Raw genomic sequence first — 15632 nt, forward strand, 5'->3', positions numbered from 1 at the left:
GAGCGAGGCCCGACAGCCTCCGCCGCAGAAAAGCCCGGGCGCCCGGAATCGGCGGGAAATCAGCCGTTGACGAGCCGGAACATCGGCATGGGCATGCAACAGTCAAGAGCTTCGAACCGTGCGGACAGCGCCCAGGTCTGCGAATTCTTGAAAGCGATCATCATGCCCTCTGCTGAAGTGATGTCGTGGAATGTTGACGATCAACACCGTATCAGTAAACCCAATTGCTCAACAATAGTTAAGTATGATCGCCGTCATCATTCGTCACAGAACTTTCAGCCGCCCTCTTCCCATAGGCCACCCCAGGGTGTAATACTTAGCCGCATGGTTAAGTATTCGGATGAGCTCGATGCGATGTTCTCGGCATTGGCCGACCCCACTCGCCGCAGCGTGATCGCGCGTCTCGGGCGGGGGCCGGCCAGCGTCGGAGAGCTTGCCGAGCCGTTGTCGATCTCGCTGCCGTCGTTCATGAAACATGTGCGCAGCCTCGAATCGTGCGGCCTCATCCGGACCGAGAAGTCCGGGCGCGTGCGCACCTGTGTGCTCAACCAGGATCGGTTCCATCTGCTCTCGGGTTGGCTCGAGGAACAGCGGCGCATCTGGGAACGCGCCACCGACCGGCTCGAACAGTTCGTCACCACGGGTTCCGTCGACTCCGACGGGCCCACCCCCACAAAGGAGGAATCATGACCACTCAGCTCTCTCGCACACGAAATCAGAATCCAGACCTCGACCTCAGCATCCAGCGGATCATCCACGCCACGAAGCAGGCCATCTGGGAGGCTTGGACCACGCCGGATCAGCTGGCCCAATGGTGGATTCCGGCGCCCCTGAGTCTGCGCGTGGATTCGCTCGAGCTCGCTCCGGGCGGCGCCTTCGTCACCCGGATGAGCGAGGACGGCACCGAGTGGCATCCGCATGTCGATGCGGTGTTCCTCGTCATCGAGGAAGGCAGCCGCCTCGTGTTCACGAACGCCGTCAGCAGCTCCTGGCACCCGTCGCTGCCGGACCCGGTGGCGATGACCACCGAGATCATCCTCGGCGACCATCCCGACGGCACCGACTACCGTGCCATCGTGCGCCACGGCAGCCCGGAGCAGCGCGCCCGGCATGAAGAACTCGGGTTCTTCGACGGCTGGGGCACTGTCACCGACCAGCTGGCTGCCGCAGTGGAGTGAGCCCGGCCGACAGGATGAGCGAACCCATCAGCAGGCCGGCCGCCACGACCGTCCAGATCATCGGCGCGATTCCGACGAGGAGGGCGATCGCAATGCCCATCGTGGCCGCTCCGACAGCGACGATGGCGCGCGCCCGCGAGCTGAATGCCTGGACCTGGAAACCCTGCGGAAGGACAGCACGGACAAGCGCTGAGAGGCTGCGACCGACTGCGGCCAGTCGCTGTTCGGAGGGGAACGGGATCCGCTCCGCGGCCATGGCGGCCAGCGCGGAGAGTCCCATGACTGCAAGCAGCCACGGCAGACGCGTCGCCCACCACCATCCCGACTCGATCTCGGGAAGGATGAACTCGGCGACGGTGCCTGTCGGCAGGTCGAGCAGAATCCCCGTCGGGAAGCCGACGGCTGTCTGCGCCAGCCATCCGAGAGCGCCGATGAGGACGATGACGACGCTCATATGCCACAGGTAGACCTGCATTCCGTAGGTATTGCCCCAGGCGATGACCCGCGCCCGTAACTGGGCGGTCAGAGTTCGGGAGGTGGGGGCCGCCTCGGCGGGCGCCTCTCCTGGAACCATCGTCGACTCTGCGGACGGCTCATCGACGTTGAGCGCCTGATTCAGCCGGGCGTGGAACAGTTGCAGCACGCAGAGCTGCGCGACGCCGAGCAGGACGAGGGCGCCGGTCGGCGGATTGAGGTTGACGAGCATATTCGGGCTGTACACCCCGGCGGCCACGAGTCCGCCGAGGAGACCCAGCGCGGCCGCAAGCGCCGTCCACACCGCGGGACGGCTGATCGGGCGGTCAACGGCATCGGCGAAGAAGAACCCGAGCTGTTGGATCAGCGGCCAGACGACGACGAAATTGAGATAGCCGAGGCCGGCAATCCCTGTCGTTCTGGCGAGAACGTCGACGGCGATGACGGCACCGGCGAGGACTGCCAGGGACCGCCTCGGCGCTCTTTCATGGAAATGGACCGCTACCGGCACCAGCGAGGACAGGCCGAGATAGACGGCGAGGAACCACAGCGGTTGGCCGATGCGGCGGCTCGCCTCGACGATGAGCTCGGACGAAACGCCCATGTCAGCGGCCGCGGACAGTCCGATTCCGGCAATGACGACGAGGACAGCTGTGGGCACGGCGAGGCGGCGCAGTCGGGCACGCAGATAGTCGGTCCAGATTCCGCCTCGAGCACGGGTACGCCGCCATCCGGTGATGCCCGCGTATCCGCCGATGATGAAGAACAGGGGCATGACCTGGAAGAACCAGGACGCTGCGGCGAATCCGGCGGTCGTCGACAGCGCGACCGTCGGCGCCACTCTACCGTCGGGACCGAGTACGGCCGCGCTCATCATAGAGTGGAGGATGACCACGACGACGAGGCAGCCGAACCGGATGAGGTCGATGGCCTGGTCGCGGTGGGGTGCGGCGGCGGTGCGGGGTTCGCGAGTCCGAGGTTCGGCGGGCGGGGCGACCGCGCTCTCGGGGGTTCGGCCGACCTCGGTGCCGGCGGGCGGGGCCGGGTCGTTGAGCATGAGTGTCATGGCAGTTCCTTGTCAGAGTCGTTCAGTGCCGATCACAGGGAATCGGGGCGATGACACCGAAGTTAGGAACCGCGTCTGCCTCGGCACATCACGCCGGAGAGCCCACCTCTCCCCCGCCGACCGATACTTCCGAGGGATACCTTCGACCGGTCACCTCATACTCGCCGCACCCGATCGTGTGAGAATGGCGATGAGCACGCACGACCACGCGGCCGCCTCGCTCGGCGACAGACGCCGAGCCCGGGCCGCCGATAATAGGAGAGAACCGTGACGATCGCATTCGCGAAGACCTCACTGCCCATCATCGGTGCACCCATGGCCGGTGGGACGACGACGCCCGAACTCACCGAGGCTGTCGCCCGGGCCGGCGGATTCCCCTTCGTCGCCGGCGGGTATCTCACCGCCGAGGCTCTCGCCCCTCTTATCACACGGATGCGCGAGACGACCTCGAACTTCGGCGTCAACCTCTTCGCTCCGAATCCCGTCCCTGTCGATCGCGAGGCTTTCGACGGGTTCGTCAGTGCGCTCGAACCGGCCGCTGCCGCCCGCGAGATCACGCTCGATCCCGAACCGGTCGAGGATGACGACAACTTCGACGACAAGCTCGACTGGCTCACCGAGCACCCCGTTCCTCTGGTCTCGCTGACCTTCAATCTGCCCACCGCCGAGGCGGTCGACCGCCTCCACGCCGTCGGCACTCAGGTCGTCGCCACGGTGACCTCGGTTGCTGAGGCCCGTGCGGCCGCCGAAGTCGGGGTCGACGGGCTCATCGTCCAAGGTCCGCACGCCGGCGGACATTCGGGTACGGCCGATCCGACGCGGACCATCGAGGACCGCGCGACCGTCGATCTCGTCCGTGACATCCTCGCCGAGGTGGACCTGCCCGTGGCAGCCGGCGGCGGAGTCGACGGTGAGGCCATGGTGGGAGAGCTCCTCGGTGCGGGGGCGAGCTCAGTCGTCGTCGGCACCCTGCTTCTGCGCTCCGACGAGGCAGGAACGGCACCCACTCATCGGGCTGCACTGGCCGACGACGAGTTCACGGACACCCAGCTGACCAGGGCGTTCACCGGGCGCCCCGCGCGTGCGCTGGTCAATGACTTCGTGCGGACGTTCGACCCGATCGCCGTCGACGCCTATCCGGCCGTGCACCATCTGACGAAGGAGTTCCGCGCCGCGGCGAAGAAGGCCGATGACCCGCACGGCCTGCACCTGTGGGCCGGAACCGGATACCGCAGCGCCCAGGACGGATCCGCAGAGACCATAGTCAAGGACCTCGGAGCCGGCTTCGCCCGCGAGTAGTCAGCGAGCCGGCGTCCCCCGCAGACGCCCCTCTCCGAACCGCGCCGCTCAGTTCCCGGCGACGACCAACCCAGACTCATAGGCGGCGACGACGATCTGGGTGCGGTCGCGCAACCCGAGCTTCGACAGGATCCTCGAGACGTGGGTCTTCACGGTCTGTTCGGCGAGGTACAGCTGTTCGGCCACCTCGGCGTTGGCGTGTCCCTTCGCCACCAGGGTCATCACGTCGATCTCCCGGTCGGTGAGCTGGCCGAGCACGGCGGTGTCCTTGGCCACGGTGGGTCCGGCGACGTATTCGGCGATGAGGCGGCGGGTCACCGACGGTGCGAGCAGCGATTCCCCACCGGCGACGACGCGGACCGCGGTGATCATGTCCTCGGCGGTGGCGTCCTTGAGGAGGAATCCGCTGGCACCGGCCCGCAGGGCTGAGAACACGTATTCGTCGGCGTCGAACGTGGTGAGCATGATGACGCGCGGGTGGTCTCCGGGCATGTTGAAGATCGCCCGGGTGGCGTCGAGACCGTTGAGCGTCGGCATCCGAATGTCCATGAGGATGACATCGGGGCTCGTCCGGCGCACGAGGTCGACGACGGCGGATCCGTCGTCGGCGCTGCCGACGACCTGCATGTCCGACTGTGCGTCGAGCAATGCCCCGAACCCCTGCCGCACCATCGCCTGATCGTCGACGATGGCGACCCTGATCGTCGTCTCCGACGGAGGCGGCACACTCGCCGAGGCGGCTCCCCCGTCCCCGCCCAGCGCATCCTCAATTCCCGGCATGGTTCCAACCTACCGGACAGTGTGGTCACGGAACCCGCGCAATCCCCGAGAATCCGCCGACCGTGCCCGGTTTCGACCGAATTTCATCCTCATGGGTGATACGTGCGGCACCCATTTCACTCCTGCGTATGATGTGCCGGCGCATACCGCCTCCCTAATGTTCGAGTCATGATCATCACCGCCGTCATCCTCGCCACCGCCGCAGCGTTCTGCCTGGCCTTGGGAACCCACTGCCAGCAGCATGCCGTGGCCACCATGGCCCCCGGCCTGCGCCGTCACGCCACCTGGGTCACCGGGCTCGGCCTCATGGGGCTGGTCACGGTGCTCAACGTCATCGCACTCGGACTCGGTCCGGTCTCCATCGTCCAACCCATCGGCGCGGTCTCGCTCGTCTTCGCCGTCCTCATCGGCCGGCGGTACTTCGGTCTCCGCCTCGGTGCTCCGCTGCTCATCAGCATCGCGGTCACGCTCTTCGGGATCTTCTCCTTCGTGGCCACCTCGGCGAGGTTCGCCCACGATATCTCCGTGAACGCACAGTCGGTGACCTGGCTGCTCGCCGTGCTCATCGCCCTCACCATCTTCGCGGGGTTGTTCTCATTCAGCTCCGCCGGCCACATCCCCCGGGTCGTCATGACCGGGATCGTCTTCGGCACGGTCGCCGCGGCCACGCACGTCCTCGCCCGATCCGTCGTCATGTCGGGACTGCCCGGACTCGATACGTTCGGTCTGCGCTGGTGGGCGCTGTTGGGCGCGGTCGGCCTGGCCTCGGCGGCGGGATTCTGGCTCGTCCAGACCGCGTACGCCTGCGGTCCCGCCGAGACTGTGCTGGCCGGCCTCACGGTCATCGACCCGATCGTCGCCGTCATCATCGGTGCCGCATTCTTCGGCGAGTACACGGGCCTGACTCCGCCGGCCACCCTCGGTCTGCTCGTCTCCGCAGCCATCGGCATCGGCGGAGTGTGGATGCTCTCGCGCTTCCACCCGAAGGTCCTCGAATCCCGCAGCACCGCTCGCACTGACACTGAGGTCGGCACCGCGCAGACGTCCTCGCACACAGCACAGGAAGGAATCACGCTGTGAACCACTCCCCCGATCTCACCTCCCCCGCACCCGCCGACGCGTACGCTGGAGACGTGCCCCGCCCAGCAGAGCCTCCGCAGATCGGCCCGAACTCCCAAGCGGCCGCAGGTTCTCGGGCCGCGACCGCGCCGCGTTCGCGGTGGGGCAGGCTGTGGCACAATCTCGGCCGCGATGCCGGCCTCGTCGCCCCGAGCCTGGTCATCTCCCTCATCGCGTTCCCGGTGCTCGTCACCCTGTTCTCCGTCTCGATCGCCACGGTCATCGTCTGGGTCGGCGTGCTCCTCCTGCCGCTGACACTCACCGTCGCCCGCGCGTTCGGCAACCTCTCCCGGGCCCGTGCTCGTGCGTGGGGTGCCCCCATCGCCGAGGCGGCTCCCCGTCCCCGTGGACGCGGACTCCGCTGGTGGTTGGCTCCGCTGTCCGATGCGCGTGCGTGGTTGGATCTGCTCTTCGAGGCAGTGTTCGCACTGCCGATCCGGCTCTTCACGTTCTCGATCTCCCTGGCCTGGTTCGCAGGCGGTCTTGGCGGGATCACGTTCTTCGTCTGGGGCAGGTTTCTCCCCGAAGACGAAGGCGACACCGTCGACTGGGTGGTCGCCTGGGTGACGAACTCCCCGGTCACTGACCTCGGGTTCTCCGCCGAGGCGACGTTCCAATTCGTCACGGGCATCGTCCTGCTGCTGACTTTCCCCTTCATCCTCCACGCCATGGCACTGCTCGAGATCGTCTCGATCCGCGCTGCCGGGTCGACTGATGGGGCAGCTGTCTCCGCGCAGGCGACTCGCTCAGAGCGGTCGGCTCATCCGGCGCAGTCGTCTGCACTGTCGGCCATCGCCGGGAGTCAGGGGTGGTTCTGGCTCATCGCAGCGTTCGTCGGGGTCGTGCTCGTCGCGGTCGCCTGGCCGGTGACCACCGTGCTCTACGGTGTCCCGACAGTCTTCGCGATGGTTCTTGCGTTCAGTCTCAGCGCCGCGCTCCTGCTGGCAGTGCGCTGGCCGATACCGGCGATCGGCCTCGGCCTCGTCGCTCAGTTGGCAGGCATTCTGCTCACTGCGGACGTTTCGGGAGCAGTCCGACCGTTCACGGTCACCTCGCTGCTGGCTCTCGTCTTCCTCCACCTCATCATCGGTCTGCGTCACCGCTGGATCCACCTCGTCGCACTGTGGTCGGGCAGTGCGCTCATCGGCGTGCTCGCCCTGGTCCTGCCGCATGCCGGCGAGCTGCCTGGGGCCTTGTCGAACGTGATCACCACCGCGGCGGTCGCCGCCGGTGCCGGAGTCATCGGCGTCATCGGCAACCTGCTCATCAAAGGTCGCAGGCAGCTCGAATCCGAACGCGAACTCAGCGCCGCGGAGCTGGCGAAGCGACAGGAGTTGGAGGAGCGCAACCGGATCGCTCAGGAGCTCCATGATGTCGTGGCGCACAGCATGTCGGTCATCAGCGTCCAGGCGACGACGGCGAAGTACCGGCTGCCCGGACTCGATGAGCGCAGCCTCGGCGAATTCGATTCGATGGCGGGATCGGCCAGGCAGGCGCTCACGGAGATGCGTGGGCTGCTCGCAATCCTCCGCGGTGGCCGGGATGCCGACCTGGCGCCGCAGCCGACCGTCGACGACATTCCAGCTCTCGTCGATGTCACGCGCGGCTCCGGTGCGGTCGTCGATCTCGACTTCCCCGCCGAACCTCTCGCGCTGCCGCCGACGACGAGCCTCACGGCGTTCCGGGTGGTTCAGGAGAGTCTGTCGAATGCGCTGCGGCATGCCGCCGGCGCACCCGTGGCGGTCACCGTCACGGCCATCGGCTCCCGGCTCGAGATCTCCGTGCTCAACGGGGAACCCGACGGCGGGGCGGATGCGGATGGGCACAGCCACCTCGGCGCAGGATTCGGCATCAAGGGGATGCGCGAACGCGTCGAAGCCTTGGGCGGAAGCCTGCGGGTGGGGCCGACCGAGCACCGTGGTTTCGAGGTCAGGGCGTCGTTGCCGATGGAGTGAGTGCCTGCGGATCGATGACATAATCGATCAGGGATCCCTGCTGTCTGAAATCCCCTCCGAAAGGTGCAGAAACAGTGACTCACTCATCCCCATCGACGCCATCTGACCCCTCGACGCCGGCGCCGGAACCCGCGGCGCGAGAGCAGTCCCGGTTCGTCCGGGACCTGCGGCGCACGATCGCCGTCATCATCGTCGTGGCCTTCAGCGTGGCGGCGATCGGCGGGATTATCGTCATGCTCGGCGATATCGAGTCCGAACCGACGTTCCAGGTCATCGCCACGACGGCGGTGACCGGCGCCTGCAGCGTCGCTGCCTTCTGCGGGGCGACGCTCATCGGTCGGCGAGCCCAATGGTTCGGCAGCGCCACGATCCTGCTGGCGTTCATCACCCTGCTGGTGAGCATTCTGTTCATCTGGGGCGATCCGTACATGTGGGACGACCCCGTCCCCGGCTCCACCGGCTTGACCATCGGCGACATCCTCTACCAGGTGCTCGCGTCGATCGTGCTTGTCACCGCCGTCGCTTCGGTCAGTTCGCTCATTCTGCTGCTGGTGCCCCGGTCTCGGGTGGTGCGCATCGGGTTGCCGATCACGCTCGGCCTCCTCGCGCTCGGCACGAGCCTGGTTCTCGTCACGATCTGGGTGGAATCAGCGTGGGAACTCGAGTGGCTGACCCGCCTCAACGGCATCGTGTGGATCCTCGCCGCACTTGGGGTCATCGTCGTGCCCCTGACTTCGCTGCTGCTCAGGGCCGGGTCGAAGCCTGCGGGCGCCGACCGCGCCGGCGAGACGTCAGCCCGATCGACTCAACCGTCGTCGTCCGAGCCGTCGTCCCAACCGGCGCCGGCCCTGTCGCCTTCGACGCTCGATCGCATCAACGCCGCCGCGCGGGCCGAGGGCATCACTGCAGATGAGCTCATCGATCGGCTTCTGACTGCGGAGCCTCGAACCCCTTCGGCAGACGAGAGTCGATGAAACCTGCGACGAAGGCGCCGATGGCGAGCAGGACGAGGAGCGCGATCATGCCGGCGAAATTCGACAGCACAGGGTTTGTGAAGTCGAACAGTCCCGGCCAGATGGCGTAGACGACCACACAGCACACGCCCACGAATCCGAACACGTTGAGCGTCGCCTGGCCCGTGGACCGTGCGCGCTTCCCGCTGTGCTTTGAGGCTTTCTCTTCGGGGGTGCCGAACTCGGCGTCGGGTGTCGCCCCTGCCGCCTCCGCTCTGTCTTTGACCTCGTGGAGGACGGTGAGGACCTGGTCTTCTTCACACCCGCGCTTGCGCAGGTTCTGGGCGAGCTCGCTGTAGTAGCTCATGACAGGTTCGCTTTCGTTTCGGTGTCGGCATTCACATCGCTGTCCACCGCGGTTTCCTCGTTCTCTGGGCTGTCCCCGCGGGGACGCATCGGTTCACGGTCGGTCGGGCCGCCTCGGCGAAAGGTCGATCCACCTCGGCGGCGATGGTCGAGAACGACGATGATGCCGAAGATGATCGGGGCCGTGATCGACATGACGACTTCGATCGTCGGGGCGCTCGTCGCATTGAGGTCGGCTCCGGCGAGCACACCCAGGCCGAACGCGAAGACGTTGTTGACGATATGGAAGGCGATTCCGGCCTCCAGACCGCCGGTGATGATCGTCAGGGTGCCGACGATGACGGCGAAGATGCCGACGTCGATGAGTCCCGGCAGGTCGTAGACGTGGCCGACGACGAAGATCGGCACGGGGATGAGCACGGCCCATGCGGGGTGGCGCAGCCACGAGCCGATGATGTTCATGGCCAAGCCGCGGAAGACGACCTCCTCGGCCGTCGCCTGGAACGGAACGAGGAGGATGATGGCGACGAGCATGGCGAATACTTGGCCGTTCCACACGATTCCCGAGGTCAGGTTGCCCATCGACCCGTCGGAGAAGGCGACCATGACGATCGCGCAGACCACCCATACGGCCGCACCGACCAGCAGATACCGGCCGAGCTGCCCCCATCGCATGCCGCCGCGGAGCGAGATCATCGAGGAGAAAGAGCGCCGGTAGATGCATAGGGTCGCGAGCTCGGCGGCCGGCCACATGAGGATGACGTTGACGAGTCCGAAGAGGACGCCCGTGGTCGTGTTCATGTCGATGAGGCGTTCCGACCATGTGTTGAAGTCACCGTCGACGCCGAGGGCGAAGAGTGCCCAGAGAAAGAAGCCGACGAACAGGACGACGATTGCGATGAGGTAGAACACCGCGGTCAGGAGCGCGACGAGGATCGGCTTGAACCACCTGTTGTCGGGCAGTGCGGCGAACTGACGATGATAGTGCAGAGTGTAGGGTCGGTTTCTCATGTCTCCACCCTTTCGAAACCGGCGGCCGCCCACCATCGGTCAAGGGCATGATTCATGTCATCCGATCGGATGAATGCGCACGTCAGGGCGCATCCGGCCGGGCTGCCGCGCCCTCGCGGCCGCTCCGAATTCATCCTTTCGGGCGACACCCTCGCGGCCCGCGCCCGGGTAGGCTCGAAGGGTGACACCTCGCCCCGCCCGCCGCCCGCTCGCGCATGCCCTCCTCTGGACCGGCATCTCCGCGGTCGTCGGCGCGCTCATCCTCTTCGTTGTCATCGGAAACCAGTGGCCGAACCCGAAACCCACCGGGGCTGAGGCGGACGCGCTCAGTGCCGAGATCTTCGTGCACATCGCCTTCGGGCTCGTTGCCTTCGTCTGTCTGCCCATCGTCCTCCTCTTCGATGGACGCCGAGTGCCGCGCAAACAGCTGCGCCCGAAAGTGCTCGCCGCGGAGAAGCTGCGCGAGTTCCTCACCGTCACCGGCCACGGCGGTGAGGAATACCTCGCCGCTGACGGATCCGTCGAATCGCTCCAGCGCCGTCCGGGCGGCTGGATTCCCGTCACCGTCGGAATCATCGGCATCCTCATCGGCACAGTCAGCACCCTCGGTGCCATCGCGGCCTCGATCATGCTCGTCTCCCTGTCGGCCCGGCGCAGCTGGGCACTCGACTTCGGCGCACTCGCCGCCACGCTGGCATCCTTCTCAGCCACCTATATCCTCACCCCGCAGGCGGCGGGAGCCTTCGACCTTCCCGTGTTCGTCTTCGGCGGCACGATGTACGCCGTCCTCGTCATCATCGGCGTCATCCGCGGCTCCCGCGAGCAGGGCATCATCGACTCCGCCGCGCAGACCCTGCTGCGCGAACGCTCACGGCAGGACCGCGCCATCGCCGAAGTGCGCCGCGGCATCGCCCGCGATATGCACGATTCGCTGTCCCACCACCTGTCTGTCATCGCCATGTATTCCGGCGCCCTGTCCGTGCGGCAGGACCTCGCCCCTGACGAAGTTCGCGAAAGCGCCCGCCTCATCGCCGATGCCGCCCGTCGCTCCGGCGTCGAACTCCGGGAGGTGCTGACCATGCTGCGCAGCGATGACCAGGGCACGGTCATCGACCCCGACATCGACCGTCTCGTTGCGGCCAGAGGCGACACCGCCGAGCTGCGCTACCTCGAACCAGTCCTCCACCGGTGCGGGGCACTCGAGCAGACGACGATCTACCGCTTCGTCCAGGAGGCGATCACGAATGCCGTCAAGCATGCCCCGGGCCAGAAGGTGACGATCAAGGTCGGCTTCGACGAGGCGGACGGCCACCTCGAGCTCGTCGCCAGCAATCCGCACACGGGCCTGGCCCCGGCGTTCCGCGCCGGAGCGCAGCAGCTCGTCACCGGATCCGGGTTGGGGCTGCTCGGACTGCGGGAGAGAATGGAGGCCATGGGCGGCGATCTCACGGTGACGACGACCCCGGAGTTCACCCTCCGCGCCCGCATCCCCATCGACTCAGCCGTCCTCACAGACGACGATTCAGAGGGGGCCGCCGGCACGGCCGGCTCCCCGGACGACCAGGAGAGACCATGACGATCCGCGTCATCATCGCCGACGACGAATCGCTCATGCGCTCCGGCCTCAAGCTCCTCCTCGGCGCCGCCGATGACATCGACGTCATCGCCGAGGCGGTCGACGGTGTCGAAGCCATCGACCTCGCTCGCCGGCTGAGTCCCGACCTCGTGCTCATGGACATCCGGATGCCCCGCCTCGACGGGCTCGAGGCCGCGCAGACGCTGCTGAGCGATCCCGAGCACCCACAGGTGCTCATGCTCACGGCCTTCGGCACCGACGATTTCATCCACCGTGCCCTGCAGTCCGGGGCCGCGGGCTACATCCTCAAGGACACCCCGCCGGAAGAGCTCATCAATGCCGTCCGGGCGGCCGCCGACGGTACCCGCACTCTGTCGGCGACCGCCCTGGCCACGTTGATGTCGTCCCGTCCGTCCGCCTCGGCGCCGGGTCAGGATCCGCTCGCCTCGCTGTCGACACGGGAGCGGGAAATCGCCGAGGCGGTCGCGCAGGGTATGACGAACGCGCAGGTGGCGCGGTCGCTGTTCGTCTCGACCGCGACGGTGAAGACCCACTTGGCACGCATCTTCGACAAGCTCGAGGTGACCTCGCGAGTGCAGCTGGCGCTCCTCGTCAACGCACGCCGCTGAGCAGCCCACCAGACGACAGAGCCACCCGTCCGCAAATGCGGCCAACGGGCGGCTCTGTCGGTCAGGCGATTATTTCGGGGAGGACATCCTCGGTGAGAGTGTCAGGCGATCATTTCGGGGCCATGCGGATGGCGCCGTCGAGGCGGATCGTCTCACCGTTGAGCATCGGGTTGGCCACGATCGACTCGACGAGCTGCGCGTACTCGGCGGGCTTGCCCAGCCGGGCCGGGTGCGGGACGGACTTGCCGAGGGATTCCTGCGCCTCGGCGGGCAGGCCGGACATCATCGGGGTCTCGAAGATGCCGGGGGCGATGGTGACGACGCGGATGAGGGAGGCGGCGAGCTCGCGGGCCATCGGGAGGGTCACCGAGGCCACGGCGCCCTTGGACGCGGAGTAGGCGATCTGGCCGATCTGGCCGTCGAAGGCCGCAACGGAGGCGGTGTTGATGATGACTCCGCGCTCCTCGCCTTGCGTTTCTTGGTTCTGCATGGCCGCGGCGGCGAGGCGACAGACGTTGACGGTGCCGACGATGTTGATGTTCAGCACCTTCTGGAATGCTTCGAGCGGCAGCGGACCTTTGCGGGAGACGAGCTTTCCGGGGGTCGCGACACCCGCGCAGTTGACGACGACGCGCAGGGCGCCGAGTCCGGCGGCGGTGTCGACGGCGGCCTGAACCTGCTCTTCGTTCGTGACGTCAGCGGTGACGAAGTGGGCGGAATCGCCGAGTTCGGCGGCGGCTTGCTGCCCCACCTCGGCGTTGAGATCGACCATGACGACCTGGGCGCCGGCGGCCAGGAGACGTTCGGTGGTGGCGCGGCCGAGGCCGGAGGCCCCGCCGGTGACGAGGGCGACGGTGTTCGTGAGATCCATGAGTGTCCTTTGCATCGCTGAGCGAACAGTTGATCACTGTGACTCTAACGCAAGTGCGGGGACGACGAAGCCCGCCGGTCGGGTGACCGGCGGGCTTCGAAAATGGTGTCGGGCAGACTCAGGCGGCCTGCTCCTCGGCGCCGGATTCGCGCACGGACTTCAGGGCCTCACCCCAGGCGACGATGTCGTCGACCATGGATGCGAACGGGGCGGCCGAGACCTCGGTCGGGGCGAAGGTGCCGTCGGCAACGTCGGTGAAGATCGAGAACGATGCCTGGTCGCGGACGACGGCCAGCTTGTAGTTCGCGAGGATGTGGCGCAGGTGCTCAGCGGCGCGCACTCCCTTGTCGGCGCCGTAGTTCACGATGCCTGCGACCTTGTGGTTGAACTCGGTGGCAACGAAATCGAGGGCGTTCTTCAGCGAGCCGGAGATCGAGTGGTTGTACTCGGGCGTGACGAAGATGAAGGCGTCGAATTCTTCGAGCTTCGCACCCCAGGCCTTCGTGTGGTCGTTGGCGTACATCTTCGCGCCGGCGGGGACCACCTCGTCGAGCAGGGGCAGGTCGAAGCTGCCGAAGTCGACGACCTCGGCGCGGACATCATCATTGGAAGCCAGCTGCTGCTCGACCCAGTTCACGATCTGCGGGTTGAGAGCCTGGGGGCGGGAGGTTCCGGGAATGATGGCGATGTTGAGCATATGCATCCTCAATTCGTTGAGCGGTGTCCGCCGGCCGGGCGGCCGTGGCGGTCGAGTTCACGGGGCAGAGCCTGCGATCTCGGCATGCCGAATCGCCTGCAGCTCCACACTGACCAACATGGTTGAACGCTCAATCATTCCCCACATTCGAGTGACCCTGGTCACTGATCAGCGCAAGGTGAGGTCACTGTCCAGCCACTGGTCGATCACTGTCCTGATGACGAGATCCGATGGAATCCGCATTCGGTCGCAACGGACGCTGAACACGGTGATACCGTAATTCCCCGCGAAATCAGGCCCGCAGAGACCACCGGTCGTGTATGGTCGTTGGGCAAGTGAAAGACTGTTCGTTAAAAAGTCGGCTTCAACGAAAAACTAGGCAAGGAGTCCGGTCATCGTGCGCTCAACCAACGGCCGCAACAACATTCTCCGCTCGGCCCGGGACACTTTCGCGGACAAAGGATTCGACGGCGCGTCCATCCGCGATATCGCACAGACAGCAGGTCTGAGCCTCTCTGCGCTCTACTACTACTTCCCATCCAAGCAGGAAGCTCTCTACGAGCTCGTCCACACCGCGTACACCTGGTACGTCGAGCACTGCCGAGCGGTCATCGCCGACGTCGATGATGATCCGGTCGATCAGCTGGCCGTGGCCGTGCGCTACCTCGCCCGCTATCGGATGGAGAACGTCTCGGTCTCCACCGTGCTGCTGCGCGACACCGAACGCCTCACCGGCGACAACGCGGTCCGCGTCAAGGAACTCCAGCGGGAAGCTCGCGAGATCATGGGCGATATCGTCCAGACCGGAATCGACGCAGGGACGTTCCGCGTCAACAGTGCGGCTCTGGCCACTCGCGCAATCCACTCGATCTGCAATTCGCTCTCGCTGTGGTACCGGCCGACGGGCGACCTGACGCCTGACATGATCGAGCGCGACTTCACCCAGTACTCGCTGCGCATCCTCGGCATCGACCCCGACGAGGCCGAACTCGACCGCCTGTTGGCTCTGCCGGTCAACCAGGCCGGAATGCTCGACTTCATCGCCGACACCAAATAACCCCTTGCTGCCTGACGGCGGCCCAGCAACCTCGATCCTTCTATGTCTTGTCAAGCAGGTTGAGGAACGGTATCTAGCGCGTTGAGGATCTTGTAGACCCGACGCGCTAGATACCACTTGAGCTTGCGTCGGATTTCCTTCTTCGACTTCTTCGTCGGGTCTTCACCGTAGTGCCTGGCAACGTACTTTCGGGTCCGCTCGTCATGGACCATCCGGTTCATGATCACCGTGTGTAAGGCTCGGTTCAATTGCCGGTCACCACCCCGATTCAACCGGTGACGATGCGTGTTGCCCGACGAGGCAGGAATCGGATTCACCCCCGCCAGGGCAGCGAACGCAGCCTCGTTGCGAACCCGTCCGGGATGAGACCAGGCGGTGAAGCACACCGCGGCACTGAAGGGCCCGACCCCGGGCTCTTCCAGCAAGGCCGCAGCCGGGCTGGCCTTGATGAGTTCAGTGAGTTTGTCGAGGTTACCTGCCAACTCCTCATCGAGGTCGAGAACGCGTTTGGCCCGACGCACCGCCTCAGCTCTGGCAGTGGCCAGCCCGATATCTTCCTTCCTGGCCCGCCATTTCGAGATCTCAGCGAACTGATCGGCCG

16 protein-coding genes are annotated in these 15632 nt (G+C 66.2%); 9 read left to right on the forward strand and 7 right to left on the reverse strand.

The annotated features are described in order from the left end of the window. The first annotated feature begins 324 nt into the window (after positions 1 to 324). Positions 325 to 690, forward strand: a complete 366-nt coding sequence (locus EB835_RS16125) for an ArsR/SmtB family transcription factor (RefSeq protein ID WP_135810474.1) — start codon at positions 325 to 327, stop codon at positions 688 to 690. Next, positions 687 to 1178, forward strand: coding sequence for an SRPBCC domain-containing protein (locus EB835_RS16130; protein ID WP_135810475.1), 492 nt, complete (start codon positions 687 to 689; stop codon positions 1176 to 1178). The genes EB835_RS16125 and EB835_RS16130 overlap by 4 nt, the downstream gene beginning before the upstream one ends. Here EB835_RS16130 and EB835_RS16135 read toward each other — a convergent pair. Further along, complete coding sequence (locus tag EB835_RS16135) at positions 1147 to 2718, reverse strand: acyltransferase family protein (RefSeq protein ID WP_135810476.1); 1572 nt, start codon at positions 2716 to 2718, stop codon at positions 1147 to 1149. The genes EB835_RS16130 and EB835_RS16135 overlap by 32 nt on opposite strands. Positions 2719 to 2985: 267 nt before the next feature. Between EB835_RS16135 and EB835_RS16140 the strand changes: the two genes are divergently transcribed. Beyond that, a complete protein-coding gene (locus EB835_RS16140; RefSeq protein ID WP_135810477.1) occupies positions 2986 to 4017 on the forward strand; it encodes an NAD(P)H-dependent flavin oxidoreductase in 1032 nt (343 codons plus the stop codon). A 48-nt stretch (positions 4018 to 4065) separates the two neighbouring features. Here the strand turns inward: EB835_RS16140 and EB835_RS16145 are convergent, their stop codons facing one another. Continuing rightward, positions 4066 to 4797: a response regulator gene (locus EB835_RS16145; protein WP_168216762.1), complete on the reverse strand. Its 732-nt coding sequence runs from the start codon at positions 4795 to 4797 to the stop codon at positions 4066 to 4068. A 168-nt stretch (positions 4798 to 4965) separates the two neighbouring features. Between EB835_RS16145 and EB835_RS16150 the strand changes: the two genes are divergently transcribed. The 3 genes from EB835_RS16150 (at position 4966) to EB835_RS16160 (ending at position 8845) form a co-directional block, all read left to right on the forward strand. Continuing rightward, positions 4966 to 5877: a DMT family protein gene (locus tag EB835_RS16150; RefSeq protein WP_135810478.1), complete on the forward strand. Its 912-nt coding sequence runs from the start codon at positions 4966 to 4968 to the stop codon at positions 5875 to 5877. Next, positions 5874 to 7871: a sensor histidine kinase gene (locus tag EB835_RS16155; RefSeq protein ID WP_135810479.1), complete on the forward strand. Its 1998-nt coding sequence runs from the start codon at positions 5874 to 5876 to the stop codon at positions 7869 to 7871. The genes EB835_RS16150 and EB835_RS16155 overlap by 4 nt, the downstream gene beginning before the upstream one ends. Positions 7872 to 7945: 74 nt before the next feature. Next, positions 7946 to 8845, forward strand: coding sequence for a hypothetical protein (locus tag EB835_RS16160; RefSeq protein WP_135810480.1), 900 nt, complete (start codon positions 7946 to 7948; stop codon positions 8843 to 8845). Here the strand turns inward: EB835_RS16160 and EB835_RS16165 are convergent. Beyond that, positions 8787 to 9191, reverse strand: a complete 405-nt coding sequence (locus EB835_RS16165) for a hypothetical protein (protein ID WP_135810481.1) — start codon at positions 9189 to 9191, stop codon at positions 8787 to 8789. The two genes, EB835_RS16160 and EB835_RS16165, sit on opposite strands and share 59 nt — an antisense overlap. Then, a complete protein-coding gene (locus tag EB835_RS16170; RefSeq protein ID WP_168216763.1) occupies positions 9188 to 10201 on the reverse strand; it encodes a CPBP family intramembrane glutamic endopeptidase in 1014 nt (337 codons plus the stop codon). Before EB835_RS16170 ends, EB835_RS16165 begins: the two co-directional genes overlap by 4 nt. A 181-nt stretch (positions 10202 to 10382) precedes the next feature. Between EB835_RS16170 and EB835_RS16175 the strand changes: the two genes are divergently transcribed. Beyond that, entirely contained in the window at positions 10383 to 11777 is a 1395-nt protein-coding gene (locus EB835_RS16175; RefSeq protein ID WP_135810483.1) for a sensor histidine kinase, read from the forward strand. Beyond that, positions 11774 to 12406, forward strand: coding sequence for a response regulator (locus EB835_RS16180; protein WP_135810484.1), 633 nt, complete (start codon positions 11774 to 11776; stop codon positions 12404 to 12406). Before EB835_RS16175 ends, EB835_RS16180 begins: the two co-directional genes overlap by 4 nt. A 109-nt stretch (positions 12407 to 12515) precedes the next feature. Here EB835_RS16180 and EB835_RS16185 read toward each other — a convergent pair whose 3' ends face one another. Continuing rightward, on the reverse strand, positions 12516 to 13277 hold the full coding sequence (locus tag EB835_RS16185) for a 3-hydroxyacyl-CoA dehydrogenase (protein ID WP_135810485.1): 762 nt from the start codon (positions 13275 to 13277) through the stop codon (positions 12516 to 12518). Between the two features lie 118 nt (positions 13278 to 13395). Beyond that, entirely contained in the window at positions 13396 to 13974 is a 579-nt protein-coding gene (locus EB835_RS16190) for an NADPH-dependent FMN reductase (RefSeq protein ID WP_135810486.1), read from the reverse strand. A gap of 397 nt (positions 13975 to 14371) precedes the next feature. Between EB835_RS16190 and EB835_RS16195 the strand changes: the two genes are divergently transcribed. After that, positions 14372 to 15031, forward strand: coding sequence for a TetR/AcrR family transcriptional regulator (locus EB835_RS16195; protein WP_135810487.1), 660 nt, complete (start codon positions 14372 to 14374; stop codon positions 15029 to 15031). Positions 15032 to 15081: 50 nt separating this feature from the next. Here EB835_RS16195 and EB835_RS16200 read toward each other — a convergent pair. Then, on the reverse strand, positions 15082 to 15632 hold a 551-nt coding region (locus tag EB835_RS16200), incomplete at its 5' end, for a transposase (protein ID WP_135810488.1).

It is taken from the genome of Brevibacterium sp. S22, assembly GCF_004745485.1.
In the GTDB taxonomy this organism is placed as follows: Bacteria; Actinomycetota; Actinomycetes; order Actinomycetales; family Brevibacteriaceae; genus Brevibacterium.

Bases quoted from the DNA above. Each gene is read 5' to 3' on its own strand.
- EB835_RS16165 (WP_135810481.1), bottom strand. From the start codon at position 9,191: ATGAGCTACTACAGCGAGCTCGCCCAGAACCTGCGCAAGCGCGGGTGT.
- EB835_RS16190 (WP_135810486.1), bottom strand. From the start codon at position 13,974: ATGCTCAACATCGCCATCATTCCCGGAACCTCCCGCCCCCAGGCTCTC.
- EB835_RS16145 (WP_168216762.1), bottom strand. From the start codon at position 4,797: ATGCCGGGAATTGAGGATGCGCTGGGCGGGGACGGGGGAGCCGCCTCG.
- EB835_RS16135 (WP_135810476.1), bottom strand. From the start codon at position 2,718: ATGACACTCATGCTCAACGACCCGGCCCCGCCCGCCGGCACCGAGGTC.
- EB835_RS16150 (WP_135810478.1), top strand. From the start codon at position 4,966: ATGATCATCACCGCCGTCATCCTCGCCACCGCCGCAGCGTTCTGCCTG.
- EB835_RS16170 (WP_168216763.1), bottom strand. From the start codon at position 10,201: ATGAGAAACCGACCCTACACTCTGCACTATCATCGTCAGTTCGCCGCA.
- EB835_RS16185 (WP_135810485.1), bottom strand. From the start codon at position 13,277: ATGGATCTCACGAACACCGTCGCCCTCGTCACCGGCGGGGCCTCCGGC.
- EB835_RS16180 (WP_135810484.1), top strand. From the start codon at position 11,774: ATGACGATCCGCGTCATCATCGCCGACGACGAATCGCTCATGCGCTCC.
- EB835_RS16125 (WP_135810474.1), top strand. From the start codon at position 325: ATGGTTAAGTATTCGGATGAGCTCGATGCGATGTTCTCGGCATTGGCC.
- EB835_RS16130 (WP_135810475.1), top strand. From the start codon at position 687: ATGACCACTCAGCTCTCTCGCACACGAAATCAGAATCCAGACCTCGAC.